Source organism: Salinispora pacifica CNR114 (assembly GCF_000514775.1).
In the GTDB taxonomy this organism is placed as follows: Bacteria; Actinomycetota; Actinomycetes; order Mycobacteriales; family Micromonosporaceae; genus Micromonospora; species Micromonospora pacifica.
Window position 1 is genome coordinate 43,495 of record NZ_KI911467.1, and the last position, 20,615, is coordinate 64,109.

General features: G+C 70.7%; 17 protein-coding genes. 12 read left to right on the forward strand and 5 right to left on the reverse strand.

What is annotated here, in order from left to right; translation table 11 throughout:
* Nucleotides 1-217: 217 nt before the first annotated feature.
* The gene (locus B118_RS0125145) at nt 218-1,957 is read right to left on the reverse strand and encodes a DEAD/DEAH box helicase (RefSeq protein ID WP_018219949.1); all 1,740 of its coding nucleotides are present in this window, start codon (nt 1,955-1,957) and stop codon (nt 218-220) included.
* Between the two features lie 291 nt (nt 1,958-2,248).
* Here B118_RS0125145 and B118_RS0125150 point away from each other — a divergent pair, with 291 nt between their 5' ends.
* Genes B118_RS0125150 through B118_RS0125160 form a run of 3 tightly spaced genes read left to right on the forward strand, consistent with a single transcriptional unit; the run spans nt 2,249 to nt 5,704 of the window.
* Nucleotides 2,249-3,211, forward strand: a complete 963-nt coding sequence (locus B118_RS0125150) for a DUF5715 family protein (RefSeq protein ID WP_018219948.1) — start codon at nt 2,249-2,251, stop codon at nt 3,209-3,211.
* Between the two features lie 4 nt (nt 3,212-3,215).
* Nucleotides 3,216-4,826: an asparagine synthetase B family protein gene (locus tag B118_RS0125155; RefSeq protein WP_018811367.1), complete on the forward strand. Its 1,611-nt coding sequence runs from the start codon at nt 3,216-3,218 to the stop codon at nt 4,824-4,826.
* Nucleotides 4,827-4,879: 53 nt separating this feature from the next.
* The gene (locus B118_RS0125160; RefSeq protein ID WP_018219946.1) at nt 4,880-5,704 is read left to right on the forward strand and encodes a MerR family transcriptional regulator; all 825 of its coding nucleotides are present in this window, start codon (nt 4,880-4,882) and stop codon (nt 5,702-5,704) included.
* Nucleotides 5,705-5,801: 97 nt separating this feature from the next.
* Here the strand turns inward: B118_RS0125160 and B118_RS0125165 are convergent, their stop codons facing one another.
* A complete protein-coding gene (locus B118_RS0125165; RefSeq protein ID WP_018219945.1) occupies nt 5,802-7,244 on the reverse strand; it encodes an LVIVD repeat-containing protein in 1,443 nt (480 codons plus the stop codon).
* Between the two features lie 248 nt (nt 7,245-7,492).
* Here B118_RS0125165 and B118_RS0125170 point away from each other — a divergent pair, with 248 nt between their 5' ends.
* The gene (locus B118_RS0125170; RefSeq protein WP_018811365.1) at nt 7,493-8,167 is read left to right on the forward strand and encodes a DUF305 domain-containing protein; all 675 of its coding nucleotides are present in this window, start codon (nt 7,493-7,495) and stop codon (nt 8,165-8,167) included.
* Between the two features lie 28 nt (nt 8,168-8,195).
* Here the strand turns inward: B118_RS0125170 and B118_RS0125175 are convergent, their stop codons facing one another.
* Entirely contained in the window at nt 8,196-9,539 is a 1,344-nt protein-coding gene (locus B118_RS0125175) for a serine/threonine-protein kinase (RefSeq protein WP_018811364.1), read from the reverse strand.
* Between the two features lie 216 nt (nt 9,540-9,755).
* Between B118_RS0125175 and B118_RS0125180 the strand changes: the two genes are divergently transcribed.
* The 5 genes from B118_RS0125180 to B118_RS0125200 all read left to right on the forward strand — a co-directional run bounded on the left by B118_RS0125180 (nt 9,756) and on the right by B118_RS0125200 (nt 14,922).
* Complete coding sequence (locus B118_RS0125180) at nt 9,756-10,988, forward strand: glutamate-cysteine ligase family protein (RefSeq protein ID WP_018219942.1); 1,233 nt, start codon at nt 9,756-9,758, stop codon at nt 10,986-10,988.
* Nucleotides 10,985-12,319: an ergothioneine biosynthesis protein EgtB gene (gene egtB, locus B118_RS0125185; RefSeq protein ID WP_028193681.1), complete on the forward strand. Its 1,335-nt coding sequence runs from the start codon at nt 10,985-10,987 to the stop codon at nt 12,317-12,319. The genes B118_RS0125180 and egtB overlap by 4 nt, the downstream gene beginning before the upstream one ends.
* Before the next feature lie 10 nt (nt 12,320-12,329).
* Entirely contained in the window at nt 12,330-13,076 is a 747-nt protein-coding gene (gene egtC, locus B118_RS0125190) for an ergothioneine biosynthesis protein EgtC (protein WP_018219940.1), read from the forward strand.
* Between the two features lie 51 nt (nt 13,077-13,127).
* Nucleotides 13,128-14,093, forward strand: coding sequence for an L-histidine N(alpha)-methyltransferase (egtD, locus tag B118_RS0125195; protein ID WP_018820986.1), 966 nt, complete (start codon nt 13,128-13,130; stop codon nt 14,091-14,093).
* A 244-nt stretch (nt 14,094-14,337) separates the two neighbouring features.
* Nucleotides 14,338-14,922, forward strand: coding sequence for a TMEM165/GDT1 family protein (locus B118_RS0125200; RefSeq protein WP_018219938.1), 585 nt, complete (start codon nt 14,338-14,340; stop codon nt 14,920-14,922).
* Between the two features lie 123 nt (nt 14,923-15,045).
* Here B118_RS0125200 and nhaA read toward each other — a convergent pair whose 3' ends face one another.
* Entirely contained in the window at nt 15,046-16,356 is a 1,311-nt protein-coding gene (gene nhaA / locus B118_RS0125205; RefSeq protein WP_018219937.1) for a Na+/H+ antiporter NhaA, read from the reverse strand.
* 483 nt (nt 16,357-16,839) lie between these two features.
* Between nhaA and B118_RS0125215 the strand changes: the two genes are divergently transcribed.
* The 3 genes from B118_RS0125215 (at nt 16,840) to B118_RS0125225 (ending at nt 19,335) form a co-directional block, all read left to right on the forward strand.
* Nucleotides 16,840-18,057, forward strand: a complete 1,218-nt coding sequence (locus tag B118_RS0125215; RefSeq protein WP_018826868.1) for a glycosyltransferase family 4 protein — start codon at nt 16,840-16,842, stop codon at nt 18,055-18,057.
* Nucleotides 18,058-18,170: 113 nt separating this feature from the next.
* Nucleotides 18,171-18,839, forward strand: a complete 669-nt coding sequence (locus B118_RS0125220; RefSeq protein ID WP_018219934.1) for a hypothetical protein — start codon at nt 18,171-18,173, stop codon at nt 18,837-18,839.
* 85 nt (nt 18,840-18,924) lie between these two features.
* Nucleotides 18,925-19,335, forward strand: a complete 411-nt coding sequence (locus B118_RS0125225) for a DUF2267 domain-containing protein (RefSeq protein ID WP_018219933.1) — start codon at nt 18,925-18,927, stop codon at nt 19,333-19,335.
* 33 nt (nt 19,336-19,368) lie between these two features.
* Here B118_RS0125225 and B118_RS0125230 read toward each other — a convergent pair whose 3' ends face one another.
* Nucleotides 19,369-20,535 carry a CaiB/BaiF CoA transferase family protein gene (locus B118_RS0125230; RefSeq protein ID WP_028193682.1) on the reverse strand — a complete coding sequence of 389 codons (1,167 nt, stop codon included), beginning with the start codon at nt 20,533-20,535 and terminating at the stop codon, nt 19,369-19,371.
* Between the last annotated feature and the right edge of the window lie 80 nt (nt 20,536-20,615).

The following is a 20,615-nucleotide window of genomic DNA, read 5'->3' on the forward strand; positions in this document are numbered from 1 at the left end:
CGCAACAAGACGCGTCGACTTCATTTCGAGTGCGGCGAAATCTGGTGCCGAATCGCCATGGTGGCAACCGAAAACACCTCGGGCGCACCAATGCCGACCATCGTCGGCCGGCTGGTGCGCCCGGAGCTTGGTAGCACGCGTGGCGTGGCGCCGATCGCCGCCCCGAGGGCAGAAACAGACCCTCGTCAATGCCGGACGGAGGCGACCGCGCGCCCGCTCAACGGTGCTGCCGGCGGCGGTCACCCCCGTCGGTGTCCCGGTCGCGGCGAACGGTTGCCCGGCGTCCCTTGATGGTGCTGCCGCGCAGGCCCGAGATCACCTCGTCGGCCAGCCCCGCCGGCACCTCCACCAACGAGAAGCGGTCCGCGATCTCGATCGAGCCGATGTCCCGTCCGTTCATGCCGGTCTCGCCGGTGATCGCGCCGACCAGGTCCTGCGGTCGGACCCCGGCCCGCCGGCCCAGCCCGACGAAGACCTGGGTGGTGCCGGCGCTCCGGGGCCGTCCCGGCCGACGCTCCCCCCGACTCTCCTGTCCCGGTCGGCCGGTCCGGGGTGGGCGAACCGCGATCTGCGGAATCTCCTCTTCCTCCTCCAGCGCGCCGGGCAGGGTGGCCTCGTGGGCCAGGCGTACCGCGGCGAGGGCGACCTCCATCAGGTCGAACTCGTCGCTCAGCGACTCCACGATCACCCGGAACGGCTCCAGGTCGTCTTCCAGTAGGCTCTCCCGCAGCGCGGCCTGGGTGAGTTCCAGGCGACGATTGCGCAGGTCCGCCACGGTGGGGATCTTGTCGATGGTGATCCGTTGGCCGGTGACCCGCTCGATGGTCTTGAGCATCCGGTGTGCCCGCGGCTCGGCGAGAGTGATCGCCACTCCCTCCCGGCCGGCTCGCCCCACCCGGCCGATCCGGTGCACGTACGACTCGGGCGCCGAGGGGACGTCGTAGTTGACGACGTGGCTGAGCTGCTCGACATCCAGGCCCCGCGCTGCCACGTCGGTGGCGACCAGCAAGTCGGCGGTGCCGGCGCGCAGCCGACCCATCACCCGGTCCCGCTGTTCCTGACTCATCCCGCCGTGCAGCGCCTCGGCCCGGTAGCCGCGACCGTTCATCGTCTCGGTGAGCCGGTCGACCTCTTCCCGGCTGCGGCAGAAGACGATCGCCGCGGTGGGGGACTCGACGTCCAGCACCCGGCCCAGCGCGGCGGGTTTGTGCGCCCGGGCCACCAGGTACGCGCTCTGCCGTACCCGGGGTGCCTCACCCGCTACCGGCTTCTCCCGCGCGATGAGGATGCGGACCGGGTCGGTCAGATAGGCCCGGGCCATGCCGTCGATGCGGGCCGGCATGGTCGCCGAGAACAGCACGGTCTGCCGCTGTTCCGGCGCGTGTTCCAGGATCGCCTCGATGTCCTCGGCGAAGCCCATGTCCAGCATCTCGTCAGCCTCGTCCAGCACGACGGTGCCGACATCACCCAGGCGGAGGGTGCCACGAGCGATGTGGTCGAGCGCTCGCCCGGGGGTGGCCACCACGATGTCCACGCCGGCGTCCAGGGCCCGAAGTTGCCGACCGATGGGCTGGCCGCCGTAGATCGGCAGCACCCGGGTGCCAAGTTCCTTGCCGTACCGATGGAACGCCTCCGAGACCTGCACTGCCAGCTCTCGGGTGGGCACCAGCACCAGCGCCACTGGATCGGCGGTCGACCGGTCGGCGGGCATCCGTTGCAGCAACGGTAGGGCGAATGCGGCCGTCTTGCCGGTGCCCGTGGCGGCCTGGCCGAGTAGGTCCCGTCCGGCGAGCAGGGGAGGGATCGCCTCCCGCTGGATCGGCGTCGGCTCCTCGTAGCCGAGCGCGGCGAGCGCGGCGAGGAGTTCGTCGCGCAGGCCCAGGTCGACGAAGGCGGTCGCCTCGTCGGCAGTGGACGGTTCGGCAGTCGGATCTGGCCTAACGGGTGCGGAACTCATGCGTCAAGCCTTTCATCACGACTCGGGGCCCGCTTCGCCGACCGGCACATCATTGCGCGGGCCGATGCTGCCGCGGGTGGCGGCGCGGTCGCGAACCCGGGTCGCGGGGCGGCGGGCCCCGCCGGATCTCTGGCCAGCTGTCCGCCTGCTGGTGCTTCCATCCTGTCCGAGTTGTTTGGCTTCTTCACGGGGAAATGGGAGGAATATTCGACCTCATCCCCGCTAGAGGTGATTATGATCTCACGCAGAGTGACGCTTCCTGGAGTGTGGTGACGGGAGAGGGGACCGACGATGCGTGTGCCCAGCCGAAGCCCGGGCCAGCAGCCCGGCCCGTCCATCCCGGCCGCTCCCGCCCGCCGCGCGGTGGCAGACGCCTCCCGTCGGCCATCGACTGGCGAGCCGGACCTGGACGCGTACCGAGCGGCCGTTGCCGACCTGCTGATCGAGGTGGGTGCGCTCGCTGGGGCCGCCAGCACCGTAGCCCGGCAGGTGCTGATCGACCAGCGGCTGCGCGAGCCAGCCATCGCGGCGGTGCTGGATGCCACTCCATCAGGCCTGGTTGGCGCGCGCGAGACGCTGCTGCTGGAGATGGCTCGTTACCAGCCGAGCGAGCGCAGTTCCGCGGCCGACCTTACCGCCCTGGTCCGGATCTATTTGCTCTCGCGCATCGACGTCATGTGGTGGCGCGACGCGCTCACCTACCGCACCGACGAGCAGGTCAACCAGAGCACCGACCTGGTTGACCTGGAGTGGCTGCGCCGTCGGGACCTGCTGCGCTTCCGCTACCAGGAACAGCCGGCCACGATCTTCGAGCGCGGAATGCGGGCGCTGCGGCACCGAATCCGCCCCTGCGCCGCTCCACAGACCGCCGGGTTGCTGTTCCGCCGGTCCCGCCGGGAGATGGTGGCACTACTCAACGACATCGCCCGCGAGTTCGCCGCCCACGCCCCCGCCGGCACCCCGTCGCTCTGGGTGACCAGCCTGGTACGCAGCGCGGAGCACCAGTACCGGCTGCGCCAGCTCGGGTACGCGGCAATGCTGCCCAGTGGGCACTGCCTCGGCTGGGCCGCGGATGTGGAGATGAACTGGTTCGACCGCTTCGGAGCCCGGGACATCCTCGCCGAACTGCTCCTCGCCCGGCAGCGGGCGGGCGAGGTCAACGTGGTTGACGAGGGGCAGGCCTGGCATCTGTGCCTGGCACCCGGGGCGCGCAGTCGACTGCGTTGGAGTTACGAAGCCGAGCTGGGGGTCTGAAAGCATGGGTGGGATCGCGGTGAGCCTCGGTCCGGAGGCAGATCCGGCTGTCTTCCGACAGATGCTCGCCACCCTGGAACCCCGCGGTGAGGTGACCGAGACCCGATCCGAGACGGGCCTGCTCACCGGGGTACGCCGGCTGCCGGTGGTGGACCGGAAGCGGGCGGTGCAACCCTGGGTCTCCGCCGACGAGCGGTGGGTGCTCTGCTACAACGGCGAGGTCTTCAACCACCATGAGCTGCGCGCGGAGCTGACCGCCGTGGGGTACCGCTTCCGTGGGGTGAGCGACACCGAGGTGGTACTCGCGGGGTACCTGCACTGGGGTGAGGCGATGGTCTCCCGGCTGCGCGGTGAGTACGCCTTCGTGCTCGTCGAACGGGCCAGCGGACGGGCGTACCTGGTGCGTGATCCGCTCGGGGTCAAGCCGCTGTACTGGACGCAGACCCCGGGCTGTGTACATGTGGCGAGCGAGGTCAAGGCTCTCGTCGGCTTCGGCGCGCCGGTCACCGAGGTGCCGCCCGGACACCACGGTTGGGTGCAGGCCGACGTCGCAGCCTGCCTGCGTCCGTACGTCAACCTGCTCGCCCTCGGTGCGGGGCTGCCAACCGTGGACGACCCGGACGAGGCCGCCCTGCTCGTCCGGGCCGCCCTCACCGACAGCATCCGGGCGCGGCTGGACACCGACCTCACCGTCGGCGTGGTCCTCTCCGGTGGCCTGGACAGTTCCCTCGCGTTGCTACACGCCCGCGAGCTGCATCCGGACTGCGTGGCGGTCACCGTCGGCGTGCCGGAGAGCCCCGACCTGCGTTACGCGCGTCGGCTGGCGAAGGATCTTGGGGTCCCGCACGAGGTGGTGGAGTTGCAGCCGCGAGACATTCGCCTGGCCCAGATCCGGGAGGCGATCCGGATTTCGGAACTCACCGAGTACGGCGACATCATCAACGCGGTGGTCTCGGTGCCGCTTTTCCGACGGCTGCGCGAGTTGGGCGTCAAGGTGGCGCTCACCGGCGACGGCTCGGACGAGTTGTTCGGCGGCTACCCGCTGTACCACCGGGTCGGGCCGCAGGCCGCCCATCGGCTCTTTCTGCACAAGATCAGTAATCTCGGCCGTACGGAGTTGCAACGCGTCGACCGCACCAGCATGGCGTACGGGGTGGAGGCCCGGTTGCCGTTCCTCGACCCGGGCGTGGTCGAGCTCGCGATGCGGTTGCCGATCGGGCTGAAGTTGCGCGCGGGGCAGGAGAAGTGGATCGTCCGGCGCGCCTTCGCCGATCTGTTGCCGGACTACATCCGGCGGCGACCGAAGAACCCGATGTCGTACTCCTCCGGTCTGCACGAGCGAGCCCGGCTCTACAAACCGGTCTTCGCCCGGCTGCACCGCTCCTTCCGTTACGACCTGGCCGAGCCGGTGCGCCGGGACTTCGGCCGCGTGCTGACCAGCTGCGGCAACGACCTGGACCGGGCCATCGCCGCCGGCCGAGCCCGCCCGGACCACACGGTGCTGGAGCACGCGCGGGACCTGGCCGGCGCGGCGAAGTGGAACGCGCTGCCGGTCGTGCGCCGGCTGGTCGGACCGCGGCGCAGCCGGGGGGACGACGTGCCGTCGCCCGGCTGAGGATGGTCCGGGGTTGACTCTGACATCGTGTCAGGGCCGACCGTGGAGGGACCATGTTCACTATCGGAGACTTCGCCAGGCTCGGCCGGGTATCAGTGCGGATGTTGCGACACTATGACCGCATCGGTCTGCTCCGGCCGGTCGCTGTTGACGCCCGCAGCGGCTACCGGTACTACACCGCCGACCAGCTGCGCCGGCTCAACCGGGTGATCGCGCTGAAGGACCTTGGTCTGACGCTGGCCCAGGTGCAGCAGGTCCTCGACGAAGCGTTGGATGTCGCGGAGTTGCGCGGCATGCTCCGGCTGCGTCGGGCCCAGCTGGCGGCGCAGCTTGCCGCGGACGCCGCGCGGTTGACCCGGATCGAGGCGAGGCTCCGGGCGATCGAAAGAGAGGGTCGGATGACCACGCAGGATGTCGTGCTCAAGGAACTACCGTCGCTCCGCGTCGCGGAGTTGACCGCGACAGCGGCCAGCTACGAGCCCGCTGATATCGGTCGGGCGATCCAGCCGCTCTACCCGGAGCTGTTCCGGCGGCTGGCCGTGGCGGAGGCGTCGCCGGCCGGGCCGGGCCTGGCCTATTACGAGCCGGCCGGGGACGGGGAGCAGGTTGTGGTGCACGCCGCCATCGAGGTCGCGGTCAGCCCGGATCCGGCGCGGGACTTCACCGTGGTTGACCTGCCGGCGGTGCCGGCAGCGGCCACGGTGATTCACCGCGGGCCGATGGATGAGGTCGCGGGAACCCTGCAGCTGTTGGCTCAGTGGATCGAGGAGAACGGCTGGCGGGCCGAGGGCTACGCCCGCGAGCTGTACGTGGAGTACTGTGCCGATGATCCCGCGGCCGGGGTGACGGAGCTACAGCAACCAGTGACGCGGGCCTGACCACGCCGGACCGCCGAGCGAGACGGGGGTCGGCTTCCAGATGGAAGCCGACCCCCGATGCATCCGGTCGGGACCGGGCTGCGCGGTTGCCCGTCGGCTACCAGCCGAAGCGACCGGTCTGGGTCTGTGCGTTCAGCTCCGGGTAGCGGACGAAGTTGGCCGTCCAGGTGCGCCAGTCGGTCAGCCGGAGAACGTCCAGGCCCTTGGTGATGTCGTTGGAGTAGATGTAGCCGTTGTACCAGTAGGCGGACCAGGAGCCGCCGGTGATGAGGTTCTCCTCGTCCAGCGGGCCCCGCTCCCAGTAGGCGATCTCGCGGGGGTTGGCCGAGTTGGTGAAGTCCCAGACCGAGACGCCGCCCTGGTACCACGCCTGGACCATGATGTCCCGCCCGAAAACCGGAATCAGCGAGCCGTTGTGTGCCACACAGTTCTCGGTGTCGGCGTTTTCCCGCGGGATCTTGAAGTAGCTGCCGAAGACCAGGGTGCGGTCGTCGCCGCGCCCCACGATGTCGTAGATCGCGTCGGCCCCCCGGTTGGGGCCGATGGTGTCGTTGCAGGTGGCGCCGCCGCCACCGCCCAGCTCGTCGGTGAAGATCACCTTAGTGCCGGCATTGTTGAAGGTGGCGGAGTGCCAGAAGGCGAAGTTCTCGGTGTCTCGGACCCGGTTGATGACCTGCGGCTCTGCCCGGTCCGAGATGTCCATCAGGATGCCGTCACCCATGCAGGCACCGGCGGCCAGGTTCTTCGACGGGTAGGCGGTGATGTCGTGGCAACCGCTGGTCGCCGACTTCTGCCCCGGCACGCCCTCGTAGCCGCCGTCGGGGAAGAGGTTCGGGGTGGCCACCACCGCCGCGTCGGTGGGCCGGTGTACCGGCACCTTGACGATGGAGATCGAGTCGTGCGGTGGCGGACAGCCGACGTACGTGTCCGACGGGCCGTACGACGAGACGTAGATGTACATCGTCGCCTTGTTTCGGCCGGGCACCAGCGTGTGGGTGTGTGAACCGCAGGCGGTCTGGACACTCTTCACGTAGCGGGGGTTGGCCTTGTCGCTGATGTCGAAGATCTTGATGCCCTCCCACTGGGTCTCGCTTGAGGGCACCCTGATGCTGTCGCACGAGTCGTCGCTGCGGGGCGAGTCGGTGGAGAGGAAGAGCAGGTCGCCGTGGACGGAGATGTCATTCTGCGAGCCCGGACAGAGTACGCGGGAGACGACCGTCGGTGCGGTCGGACGCGAGATGTCGTAGATAACGAAGCCGTTGTAGTTGCCGGCGAAGGCGTACCGGCCCTGGAAGGCGAGGTCGCTGTTCGTCGCGTCGAGCGGTGTTTCCAGTGGCAGGTTGGCGACCTGCTTCAGGTTGGGGCTGCTGCGGATCTCGTCAACCCCGGGGATGTCCGCGGTGGTGACGGCGCTGGACTTGGTGGTGGCCGCGCTGGCGTCAAGGGGCGCTGCGGCGACCACGCTCGTCAGGAGAAGGCCGGCCGCGGCCAGGCTCAGTGTGCCGAGCCAGCGGGACCGCGGCGTGCGGGATCTGCTCATCGGCGGGGCCCTTCGCGAGGTGTGAGGACTGGCCACACCCTACCGCCGCAATGGCAGGTGTCGATAGCTATTACGGTCGATCGGTGCCGGTTCGGGCCGGGTCTGGCTCTGGTTGCTCTCGGCGACGGCGAGGCCCTCGGGCTGCCGGTCGCCCGCTTCGCGGGACGAAGTGCGGTGACGCCCGTCACCTATACTCTCGGTTGTCGATGGCTACGATCATTGTGACCTTGACCGCCAGGGGGTGTCGAATGACCGTGCGGGGTAGGTGGGTGCTAGCCGCGGTGACGACGGTGGTTCTGTTGCTCGGCGTGGTGGTGTGGCAGGGGGCCGCCCAGGACCGGTCACGATCCGCGATGCCGGCGGCGACCGAGGTCGGCGACGGTCCCGGTCCGTCGGTCATCGTGCCCGGCCGGCCCGGAGAGCCGGCTCGGATCCGCCCTGCCGACGAGGTGCGGGCAATCGCCACCGGAGTGCACAACTCGCTGGATACCTGGTACGTCCAGATGATGATCCCGCATCATGAGCAGGCTCTGGAGATGTCGGAGTTGGTCCCGGGACGGGCCGCCGATCCACAGGTGGCGGCGTTGGCTGAGCGGATCCGGGCCAGTCAGGCGCCGGAGATCGAGGTATTGCGGGCCTGGCTCGCCGCCCGCGACCTACCGGTGGAGGTTCCCGAGCACGATCACAGCGAGATGCGTGGCATGCAGTCGCCGGAGGCGATGCGCCGTCTCGCCGAGTCTCGGGGGGCCGAGTTCGACCGACTCTTTGTGGAGATGATGAGCGATCACCACGCCGGGGCGGTCGAGATGTCCATCGATTTGTTGAAGGTCGGGTCGGAGCCGGTGCTGCTGGAGTTCGCGAACTCGGTCGCCGTCGAACAGAACGCCGAGATCGGCCGGATGCAGGAGCTGCTCGACCGTTGACCAGCCGACGCCGCTCCGGCGCTCCGGGTCACGCTCCTGCCTCGGGGGTGGTGGTCGAGGCCGGTGGCGTCGTCGTAGGGCCGTCGCTCGGATCGGACGGCCCTGGGTCTGGCGATGGGGGATCGGGCGTTTCGGAGGAGGTCGGCGGCTCGGTCGGGCTCGGCGATGGGTCCGCCGATGCCGATGCTGACACCGATGCGGATGCCGACGGGGTTGGTGCCGGTGCCGGCGGCGGCTTACTGGTGGACCCGTTCGGTTGCCGGGGGCGTTGCGGCACCGAACTGGTGGTCGCGACGGACGGCGGGGCTGCCCCGTCGTCACCGGTGGTGGTCGTCGGCGTCGTCGACGGCGCCTCGCCCGGCGGGTCCGCGGCGGCGCCGAGAGCCACCACCGTGGCCAGGCCGGCGACCGCTACCACCGCGGTGGCCACCGCCCCAACCAGCGGTCCGCGTCGGCTTGGGGGATGCGGGTCAACGACCGGATTGTCGGTGAGCGTCTTCGGCTCGGCGGTGCGCAGCGTCGCCGGATCCACCTGAGCCGCCGGTGCGGTCGCCGCGGTGGGGTCCGGCACCGCGGCGCGCGCGGCCGCTGCCATCGCAGACCCACTGCTGAACCGGCTCTCGGGGTGCTTCGCCAGGGCCCGGCGGACCAGCGTGCGCACCGCCTCCGGGATGTCGTGGGGTAGCTCGGGGGGGTCTTCGTCGAGGTGCGCGACGGCGACCTGCAGTGGGTTCTCACCGGTGAATGGCGGGCTGCCGCTGAGGCAGCAGTAGGCCACCGCCCCGAGCGCGTAGATGTCGGTGGCGCCGGAGACCGGTCGCCCGGCGGCCTGCTCCGGTGCCATGTAGAGCGCGGTTCCCGGTACGGCGTTGGTGCTGGTGATGCTCGTCACACCAGTCGAACGGGCGACCCCGAAGTCGACCAGCACAACGGCACCGTCTTCCTGCACCACCAGGTTGCTTGGCTTGATATCCCGGTGCACGACGCCACGGCGGTGCACTGCTTCCAGTGCCTCTGCGGCCTGCTCGACGATTGACATCGTCTCGGCCACGTCGAGCCGACCGGCGGCCTCGATCCGTCGGGACAGCGGCTCGCCGGTAACGAATTCCATAATCAGGTAGTTGGCCTGGTCGCCGTTGGGGAGCTCGTCCGCGCCGCAGTCGAAGACCTGCACCACCCCCGGGTGCCGCAGGGCGGCCATGATCCGCGCCTCGGACCGGAACCGGGTGATGAAATCGGGGTCACAGACGAGCGTTGGCAGCAGCACCTTCACCGCCACGGGGCGGTCCAGGACCAGATCGACGCCCCGCCAGACGTCCCCCATGCCGCCGGTGGCGATCCGTTCGTCCAGGCGGTATCGACCGCTGAGCACGACACCCGATGTCAACACGCCAACACCGTACCTACAGCGGGCGGGGGCGATGCGCCGCGGAGCCCCACCCGCCACGCGGGCGCTCCGGTATTCCGCCCGGATTCACGGAGTTCGTCTGCTAGACAGAGGGAGGCTGGCTCGCGGGCATCCACCTTCGTGGTGATCCGCGTTACGGTGGCACGGGTCGGACGTCGGCGCGGCGAAAGGGGCCGAACCATGGTGACGTCGCCGGAGGTGGACCACGGCACGGTCCTGACCTCCTCGGCCGCGGCTGCGAGCCACCTGTCGCGGATCTGTTTCAAGACTGGCCCGCCCCGATGGCTCGGCGTCGAGCTTGAATGGACCGTGCACGACGCGGTTGACCCCGCCCGTCCGGTCGGGGCCAACCGCCTGCGGGCAGCCCTCGGGCCGCACAGCCCCCGCACCCTGGATACGACGAGCCCCGCCCAGCCGCTGGGGCATGGCGGCTCCGTCACCGTCGAGCCCGGCGGGCAGGTGGAGATCTCCACCGCGACACATACCTCGGTCGTGGCCCTCGTTACCGCCACCGAAGCCGAGATCGCCGAACTCACCGCGCTACTCGAGCGAGCCGGGCTGGTCCTCGGCGCCGGTGGTATCGACGCCCACCGGTCACCCCACCCCGTGTTCGAGACCCCGCGGTACCGAGCGATGCGCCAGGTCTTCGATCGCCGTGGCCCGGCCGGGCGCCGGATGATGTACAGCACCGCCGGCCTCCAGGTCTGCCTCGATGTCGGCGAGGCGGATCAACTCGCCGACCGTTGGGCCACGGCACACGCGATTGGTCCACCCCTGATCGCCGCCTTCGCCACCGCCGGCCGGCATGCCGGGCGAGCGACCGGCTGGGTCTCGGCCCGGATGGCCGCCTGGCTGGCCATCGACCCGGCGCGGACCCGGGCGGTGTGGACTCCCGAGCAGGGCACGGCGGATCCGATCACCAGTTGGACGGCGTACGTCCTCGCTGCCCCGTTGCTCTGCGTGCGGGACGGGCCGGACTGGACGGCTCCGGTCGGCGTCACCTTCGCCGACTGGCTCGCTGGCGCGCTGCCCCGGCCCCCCACAGTCGACGATCTCGACTACCACGTCAGCACGCTCTTTCCGCCGGTGCGTCCCCGCGGTTACCTGGAGCTGCGCTACCTCGACGCCCAACCGGAGGACAGTTGGTCCGTGCCGGTGGCCGTGGTTGCCGCGTTGCTCTCCGAACCGGCCGTCACCCGGGCCGCCCGCGCGCTCGTCGGGGCGCAGGCGCAGCGGTGGATCGCCGCCGCCCGGTACGGCCTACACGACGATGCTCTCGCGGCGACGGCCGCCGACCTCTTTGATCTGGCGCTGACCGCGCTGCCCCGGCTGGGGCTGCCGTCCGCGCTGCACGACGACCTTGACCGAGGCGTACGACGGCGGCGGGAGGCCGCGGGAAGGAGGCGGCGGTGACCGAGACGACCGACCGGCCCGACGGGGTACGACTGCGGGAGCACATCGCGACGGAGCTGGCCCGGACCCGGGCCCGTACCGAGGTGTTGACCGACGCGGTTGACGACGCCGACCTGGTGCGACAGCATTCACCACTGATGTCGCCCCTGGTCTGGGACCTCGCCCACGTCGGCAACCAGGAAGAGCTATGGCTGGTCCGGGACGTTGGTGGCCGGGAGCCGGTCCGCCAGGACATCGATGAGCTCTATGACGCCTTCAAGCAACCTCGCCGGGACCGGCCGGCGCTGCCGTTGCTGCCGCCGCCGCAGGCGCGGGCATACGTGGCGACGGTCCGGGACAAGGTCTTTGACCTCCTCGACGGGGTGACCTTCACCGATCGGCGGCTGGTCGCCGACGGCTTTGCCTTCGGCATGATCGTCCAACACGAGCAGCAGCACGACGAGACCATGCTCGCGACTCACCAGTTGCGCTCCGGTCCAGCTGTCTTCGACGCGCCGCCGCCGCCGGAGCCCCGGGTCTGGGTGGGCGGGGAGGTACTGGTTCCGGCCGGGGAGTTCACCATGGGTACCGACACCGACCCCTGGGCGCTGGACAACGAGCGCCCCGCCCACCGGGTGCACCTGCCGGCGTACGTCATCGACGCGGCGCCGGTCACCAATGGTGCGTACGCGGCCTTCATCGCCGAGGGCGGGTACCGCGACTCACGTTGGTGGAGCGCTGCGGGGTGGGCGCACCGGCAGGAGGCGGGCCTGACGGCACCGTTGCACTGGCACCCGGATGGAGACGGCTGGGCCTACCGCCGCTTCGGCCGGTGGGCACCGGTACGCGACGACGAGCCGGTGGTGCACGTCAGCTGGTACGAGGCGCAGGCCTACGCCACCTGGGCGGGAAAGCGGTTGCCGACCGAGGCGGAGTGGGAGAAGGCAGCCCGCTGGGACCCGGCGACCGGTCGGTCCCGCCGCTACCCGTGGGGCGACGGGGACCCGACGACCAGCCACACCAACCTCGGCCAGCAGCACCTCTGGCCGGCACCGGTCGGGGCCTACCCGGCGGGTGCGTCGCCGCTCGGTGTCCACCAGCTGATCGGCGACGTGTGGGAGTGGACCTCGACGACCTTCCGCGGCCATCCCGGCTTCACGGCTTTTCCGTACCGGGAGTACTCCGAGGTCTTCTTCGGCGACGACTACCGGGTGTTGCGTGGCGGATCGTTCGGTACCGACCGAGCGGCCTGCCGGGGCACCTTCCGTAACTGGGACTACCCCATTCGGCGGCAGATCTTCAGTGGCTTCCGCTGCGCCCGGGACGTCGCCTCCGAAGAGGCACCCGAGTGAGGGCCTGCTGATGTGCCGTCACCTGGTCTATCTCGGGCCGCCGGTCACCCTGCGGGAGTTGCTCTTCGATCCGCCGGCGTCGCTGGTCCAGCAGTCTTGGGCGCCGAAGGACATGCGTCGCGGCGGGTGTATCAATGCTGACGGCTTCGGTGTCGGTTGGTACTCCGCCGACGGCGACCCGGTCCGCTACCGGCGGGCCCAGCCGATCTGGACCGACCCGACGATCGCCCAGCTGGCCGGCGTCACCCGTGCGGGCGCGATCCTCGCGGCGGTCCGGTCCGCGACCGTCGGCATGCCGGTGCTCGAGACGGCCGCCGCGCCGTTTCTGGAGGGGCGGTGGCTGTTCAGCCACAACGGGGCGGTGCGCGGCTGGCCGGATAGCATGGCCCCGCTCGCTGCTGCGTTGCCGGTGCGTGACCTGCTCACCCTCGACGCGCCCACCGATGCTGCGCTGCTCTGGGCGCTGGTCCGGCACCGGCTGCGCGCCGGGGTCGAGCCGGCCCGTGCCGTGGCGGAGACGGTTGTGGCGGTGGCCCGGGCGGCCCCCGAGTCCCGGCTCAACCTGCTGCTGACCGATGGGCACACGGCGGTGGCGAGTGTCGCCGGGCACAGCCTGTCGATCCGTCGGACGCCGAACTCGGTGCTGCTGGCGTCCGAGCCGCACGATGACGATCCCGACTGGCAGGCGGTGCCAGAGGGGCAACTGGTGGTGGCGACCGCCGCCGGGGTGCGGACCAGTGCCCTGCTGGCGGAGTGACCGTCAGGCGATCTTGATACCGCCGGAGACGTCGATGAGGAAGGGACAGACATGACCGCAGAGCCGCTGGAGATCCACCTCGAAGAGCAGGACGTGGGACGTAACCTGCGGCAGGAGGTCCGCGCCGGGTTGACCGCCGAGGAGAAGTGGTTGTCCCCGAAGTGGTTCTACGACGCTCGGGGCAGTCAGCTCTTCGAGGAGATCACCCGGCTGGCGGAGTACTACCAGACCGGGGCCGAACGGGCCGTGTTGCTGGATCGGGCTGCTGAGATCGCGACGGTGAGTGGTGCCAAGACGCTGATCGAGTTGGGCTCCGGTTCCTCAGAGAAGACCCGGCTGTTGCTGGACGCGTTCACCCGACACGGCGACCTGGGCACCTTTGTGCCGCTGGACGTGTCGGTGAGCGCGCTGCGTGAGTCCACCGCCCGGATCGCCGTGGACTATCCGGGCCTGCGCGTACGAGGAATCGTTGGCGACTTCACCCGGCATCTTGATCGGCTGCCGGCGGGCGGGCGGCGGCTCGTGGTGTTTCTCGGCGGGACGATCGGCAACCTGCTGCCGGCCGAGCGCGCCGAGTTCCTGGCGGCGATGCGCGCCGCGTTGGAGCCGGGGGACTGGCTGCTGGTCGGCACCGACCTGGTGAAGGATCCGGCGATCATTGTTCCCGCATACGACGACGCGGCGGGGGTGACCGCCGAGTTCAACCGCAACGTGCTGCGGGTGATCAACCGGGAGCTGGACGCCGATTTCGACCCAGCGGCCTTCGACCACGTCGCGCTCTGGAATCCGGAGCGGGAGTGGATCGAGATGCGGCTGCGGGCCCGGCACCCGATGCGGGTGCAGGTGCTCGACACCGAGGTGACGTTCGCCGCCGGGGAGGAGCTTCGGACCGAGGTCTCGGCGAAGTTCCGACCCGAGGGGATCGCGGCGGAGCTGCGCGAGGCTGGCTTCGTCACCAGTGAGTTCTGGACGGATCCGGCCGGCCTGTTCGGCGTCACGCTCGCTCGCGCCGAGTAGGCGGACGCCGCCGGCCCAGCCTCGACTCACCGGCCCGGCCGGTCCGCCGTTATCAGCGTCGTCGGTGGTCGGCTAGGGTGGTCGACGCGAAGGGGAGTAGCCCCCAACGTTGTGGTCGACACACTGGTGTTTCGGCACCCGGCCACACGGCCCCGCTCGGCGGGGCGGGCGAGACCTTCGACCCAGGTTGGTAGCCGGGTCGAGGTCGCTCCATGCCTCTTTCCGGCCGGATCGGAAGGATGTCATGGCGGGTTTCCTCGTCGCGCTGGGAGTGAGCTTCGGCGTCATCTTCGTCGCCGAGTTGGGGGACAAGTCCCAGCTGATGGCGCTGACTTTTGCCACCCGGTTTCGACCGTTGCCGGTGTTGATCGGCATCACCGTGGCCACGGCCGTCGTGCACCTGGCCTCGGTGGCGATCGGCTACGGGCTCGGTGCGGCGTTGCCGACCGGCTGGATCGCGCTCCTCGCCGGCGTGGCGTTTCTCGGGTTCGGCGTCTGGACGCTTCGCGGCGACCGCCTCACCGAGCAGGAGCGCCGTAAGGCGAGCCGGTCGGGCCGGCCGGCGGTGGTGGTCGGCGTCGCGTTCCTCCTCGCCGAGTTGGGGGACAAGACCATGCTGGCGACCATCACCCTGGCGACCCAGTACGGCTGGTTCGGTACCTGGGTCGGATCCACGCTTGGCATGGTGGCCGCGGACGCCTTGGCGATCATGGTGGGACGGGTACTCGGCCGCAGGTTGCCCGAGCGGACCGTGCGCTTCGGTGCGGCGCTGCTCTTCGCCGGATGCGGCCTCTGGCTGATCCTGGACGCGGTCGGGCAGCTCGGCTGACCTTCCGGCGGTACGTCACCCGCCGGTAGCGGGCGAACCGAATTCGGTCGGTTCGCCCGCTACCGTGATGGCGGTGGAGCCGGCGGATACCCGGTGGCGTCCGCCAGCGAACGGTCGGCCTGGTCAGTTGTCGCGGTGCTGGAAGACGTCGGGCACGCCGTCGCGGTCGGTGTCCACCCGCTCCTTCACGGCGATGCGTCGATAGGCCTTGTTGCGGCGGGTTAGCACGATGGAGGCGAGCAGCGCAGCGATCAGGGATCCGCTGAGTACGGCAGCCTTGACGTTGTCATCGGCGGCACCGCTGTCGAAGGCGAGTTCACCGATCAGCAGCGACACGGTGAAACCGATGCCGGCCAGCAGGGAGACCCCGAGCAGGTCGGTCCAGGTGATGTCGCGGTCCAGCTCGGCGCGGGTGAACCGGGCGAGCAGGAACGTCGAGCCGAAGATACCGAGTACCTTGCCGAGCACCAGGCCAGCGACGATGCCGACGACGATCGGGTCGGTGATCACGGCGCCGAGGTCGGCACCGCGTAGGGACACTCCGGCGGCGAAGAAGGCGAAGACGGGGACGGCCAAGCCGGCGGAGATCGGCCGCCAGCGGTGCTCGAGGTGCTCGGCGAGCCCGTGTTTGTCCCCCTCCCGGCCGCGCAGGACCGGCACCGTGAAGCCGAGCAGAACGCCGGCCACCGTGGCGTGCACGCCCGACTCGTGCACCAGGGTCCAGGCCACCAGGGCCAGCGGGATCAGCGCCCACCACCAGGTCTTGCGGCGCTGCACGAGCAGGCCGAAGAGGGCGATCGGCAGCAGCGCGAGCAGCAGCGGCGTGAGATTGAAGTCGCCGGTGTAGAAGATTGCGATGACCGTGATCGCGAGCAGGTCGTCCACCACGGCGAGGGTGAGCAGGAAAGCGCGGAGCCCCTGCGGCAGGTGGGATCCGATGACCGCCAGCACGGCGAGCGCGAAGGCGATGTCGGTGGCGGTCGGGATGGCCCAGCCGCGCAGGTTCTCGCCACCGGCGGAGAGGTTGATACCGACGTAGATCAGGGCTGGAACGATCATGCCGCCGACCGCGGCGACGACCGGCAGGGCGGCACGTCGGGGGTCGCGCAGGTCGCCGGCGACGAACTCGCGTTTGAGTTCGAGCCCGACCACGAAGAAGAAGATCGCCAGCAGGCCGTCGGCCGCCCAGGTGGCGAGGTCTAGGTCCAGGTGTAGGTCGGACCCGCCCGGCCAGGGCACCCATGATGCCAGGGTGGCGTAGGAGTCGCCCCAGGGCGAGTTCGCCCAGAGCAGCGCGATCACCGCGCCGAGCAGTAGCAGGCCGCCGCCGAAGGTCTCGGTCCGCAGCACGTCAGCCAGGAAGCGGGCCTCCGGCCAGGAGGTACGCGAGAAGAGGCGGCGGGCGCGGCCCGGGGGCGGGGTGCGGTCGGTCATACGCGCGGTCCATCCAAGCGGTGTCAGAGCAGCAGGCGGTGTCAGAGCAGCAGGAAACGTTCGCCGACCAGGCTTCCCGGCACACCGCTCACCACCCTATCCAGGCGAGTGACGGGACGGCGAGCGGAGACGACGTGACCTTGCCCCCGTCACACCGTTTCTCCCGGGAGCGGAAGGGCGTCGGGTTTATCGATCGAATGGCGAAACTTCGGATATTTGATGTGTGAGGCGTTGTAATAGTTTCACGGTATAAGTTGAGCGTAGGAGCTTTTATGAGTTTCTTTGGGGCTTTCGGCTCGGTGCGCCGAAGTACCTGATGGACCGCTGCCGCCCGCACCGGGTACCGCGGCGCGCCCACCTGCGTCGCCGGGCGGTCGATGAGCACCAGAGCGAGCCGTTCGGGTCGCAGCGCAGGGCGGATTCGTACATGGACAGCGGTCGGCGGGGCAACGCGGCCACCCTGCTGAGAACGGGGGAGCAACGATGAGGATCGGCATCCTGGCGTATCACTTTCCACCGGAACCGGCTTTCATCCCGGGCAGCCTCGCGGAGGAGTTGGCCCGCCGTGGGCACGAAGTCCGGGTACTGACCGGATTTCCCGACTATCCGGGCGGGCACACCTACCCGGGCTGGCGTCAGCGTTGGCGCCACGAGACCCGTAGCGAGCGGCTGACCGTGCGGCGGGTGCCCCGCTACGTGGGCCGGAGCGGCCAGGTACGTGGCCGGTGGTCCGGCCCGCTCTCCTTCGCGGGCAGCGTGTCGCTGGTCGGCCGGCGGTTTTTCGCCGGTGTCGACGCCCTCTACGTGCACCAGCCACCGGCCACCGCCTTCGCCGCCGCCCGCCTGCTGCGCGCGCTTCGACGGGTGCCGGCGGTCGTGCATGTCCAGGACGTGTGGGCTGGCTCGGAGCCGGCGGCCGCCGAGCCCGATCGGTGGACCGCTCGGCTCGCCAGGGCGATGGCCGCCACCTACCGCCGCGCCGACCGGGTCGCGGTCGCGGCCCCCTCGCTGCGGGACCTCGTCGTGACCGAGGGGGCCGACCCGGGGCGGGTCGAGGTGGTGCTCAACTGGACCGACGAACGGATCTTCCAGCCGGCTACACCGAGTCCGGCCGCCGGTCAACTGATCCGTCGTGACGACCGCTGCGTGGTCATGCACGCCGGCACCATCGGCGCCCGACAGGGGCTGGAGACAGCGGTACGGGCGGCGGCGGCCCTCGACCAGCGGATGGATCTGGTGCTGGTCGGGTCGGGTGAGCGGGAGCGGCGGGTGCGGGACCTCGCCGCCGAGCTGGGCGCCGACAACGTGCGGTTCGTCGACCGGCGCTCGCCGTTGGAGATGCCGGAGCTGTACGCCGCCGCCGACTACCAGTTGGTCATGCTTCGGGACCGGCCCGAACTGCGCAGCACCCTGCCGGGCAAGTTGCCGACGGCCCTGTCCTGCGGGGCACCGGTGATCGCCTCGGCCGGTGGCGATACCGCTGAGGTGGTGGAGAGCGCCCGGGCCGGACTGTCGTGTGCACCGGAGGAGTGGGATGCCCTCGCCGACCGGTTCTGGTTGGCCACCACCATCCCGCCGGCTGCCCGTGCCGAGATGGGGCGGCGGGGTCGGGAGGCGTACCTGCAGCAGATGTCGATGCCCGCCGGAGTGGAACGGATCGAAAGCCTGCTGGACGAGGCCGTCAGCGCGCGCCGACGGTGAGGATGACGCGCGCCACCAGCGGTGCGGCTGAGGGGGCTGGCGAGCCGGGTGGGGTGTGGCGGCGGCGCCAGGCCGCCAGGAGTGGCGCCGGTCGGGGCGGGTAGTCGCCGCCCATGCCGACAATCGAGGACAAGAAGCGCCTGGTCCGCCGACTCGCCGGGGGCGGGCGCGGCTTTGCTGAACAGTACGGCTTCCGAACCACCAACAACCCGGCGAGCCTCTTCCAGCTGCTCTGCCTCGCCGTGTTGTTGTCCCGCCGCGGCGATGCCCGGCGAGCTATCGCGGCGGCCCGCGCCCTGCAGGTCCATGGCTGGGACAGTGCCGCCCGGCTGGCCCGCTCCACGCCCGCAGAGCGGGTCGGGCTGCTGCGCGACTGCGGCCTGCGCGCGGGATCCGAGCAGACCGCCGACACGCTCGGAGAACTGGCGCAGGCGGTCGTTGACCGGTACCGGGGCGACCTGCGCCGGTTGCGCGTGGTCGCCGCCCGCGACGCCGACCGGGAACGTGCCCTGCTCACCGAGCTGCCCGGGGTGGACGACACGGCGGTTGTCCTGTTTCTCCGCGAGGTGCAGGCACTCTGGGCTGAGGTGCCGCCGGTCGCCGATCGGCGGGCGCTGGCCGCGGCCCGCCGGCTGGGCCTCGGGCGTTCCGCCGACGACCTGGCCGGATTGGCGGGTAGCGGCCGGTCCGAGCGGCTGGCCTGGCTGGTGGGCGCGCTCGCCCGGGTCGACCTGGAGCAGCGATACCCGGAGGTGACCGGTCAGGCCATACCAGCACCGTGACGGGGCAGCCCCTGTCGGCTGCCGACAGCCGGCGGTTTCCGCACCGCGCGGGTGGGTATCCGGTCGGCCGGACCGAAGGGACAGCATGGACTATCACACCTTTGTTGACCAGGTCGGGCAGCGTACGGACACCCCTACCGCACAGGCGGTGGAGCTGACCCGTGCGGTCCTGGAGACGCTTGCCGAGCGGCTGACCGGCGGGGAGGTGCTGGACCTGGCCGTACAGCTGCCGGCGCAACTGCAGGTGGTGCTGAAGCCGGGGCCCGAGAACGAGGCAGCGCAACCGCTCGCGGCGGCGGAGTTTGTCACCCGGGTGGCAGCCCGCGCCCACGTTGACGAAGCGACCGCGCACGGGGCCGTTCGAGCGGTCTTCAGCACGCTGCGGGCGGCGATCAGCGGTGGTGAGTTCGACGATGTCGCGGTGCAGCTGCCCCGCGACTACCGGGAACTGGTGGAGCCGGCGCTGGCGCCGGGTTCGGCGCTGCGCCGGCCTTGATCCGCCGTGCTGCCTCCCCGCACCCTCGGTCGGTTAGGCGACGGCGCCCGCAGCCTGCAGGTCGGCGATGCGGTCAGCTCCGAAGCCCGCCTCGGCCAGCAGTTCGGCCGTGTGTTCCCCGGGGTGCGGCGGTGGGCGGTGCAGGGCTGTCGGGGTACCGGAGAAGCGTGGTGCGGGCGCCGGTTGGGTGACCCCGTGGTGGTGCACGAACGTGTCCCGCGCCGTCAGGTGCGGGTGCGCTGGTGCCTCCGCCCAATCCAGAACCGGGGCGACGCAGGCGTCCGACCCGGCGAACAGCGCCGCCCACTCGTCCCGGGTCCGGGTTCGGAACAGGCGTGCCCACGCCTCCCGCAGCGCCGGCCAGTTCGCCGGGTCGGTGCGGTCCAGCGCGGTGTCGCCGGGCAGCGGAAAGCCGGTGCGTTGGACCAGTTCGTCGTAGAACCGGGGCTCCAGCGCGCCCACCGCCAGGTGCTTCCCGTCGGCACACTCGTAGCTGTCGTAGAACGGTGCGCCCCCGTCGAGCAGGTTCACCCCGCGCGGGTCCTGCCACCTGCCGAGGCGGCGTAGGGCGTGGATCTGGGTGCTGAGCACCGAGACGCCGTCCACGATGGCGGCGTCCACCACCTGGCCGGCGGCGCCGCCACGCACGGCGTACAGGGCGCTGATCAGGCCGAGGGCGAGTAGCATCCCACCGCCACCGAAGTCGCCGAGCAGGTTCAGCGGCGGTACCGGACGCTCGCCGGCCCGCCCGATCCCGTGTAGCGCCCCGGTCAGGGCCAGGTAGGTGATGTCGTGCCCGGCTTCCGGTGCGGCCGGACCGTGCTGCCCCCAACCGGTCATCCGCCCGTACACGAGGTGTGGGTTGACCGCGTGGCAGTCCGCCGGGCCGAGGCCGAGGCGCTCGGTCACCCCGGGCCGGAAGCCCTCGATCAGTACATCCGCGCCAGCGGTCAGCGCGAGCACCACATCGCGGCCGGGAGGTGACTTCAGGTCCACGCCGATTGATCGCCGTCCCCGGTTCAGCAGGTCGGGGTGGGGGGCGCCGAAAGCGGTCGGGTCCACGTCAGTCGCCCGGTCCACCCGGATCACCTCGGCGCCGAGATCGGCCAGCATCATTGCGGCGAATGGCCCCGGCCCGATCCCGGCCAGCTCGATTACCCGCACCCCGGCGAGGGGGCCGGCCGGTACGTTGTCGGTCATCGGGCCACGATAAGCGCCGATGGGCCCGGGTGGTAAGGGGGCTGGGTACGCTGGTCGGAGCGGAGGTGTCGTTGCCGGGG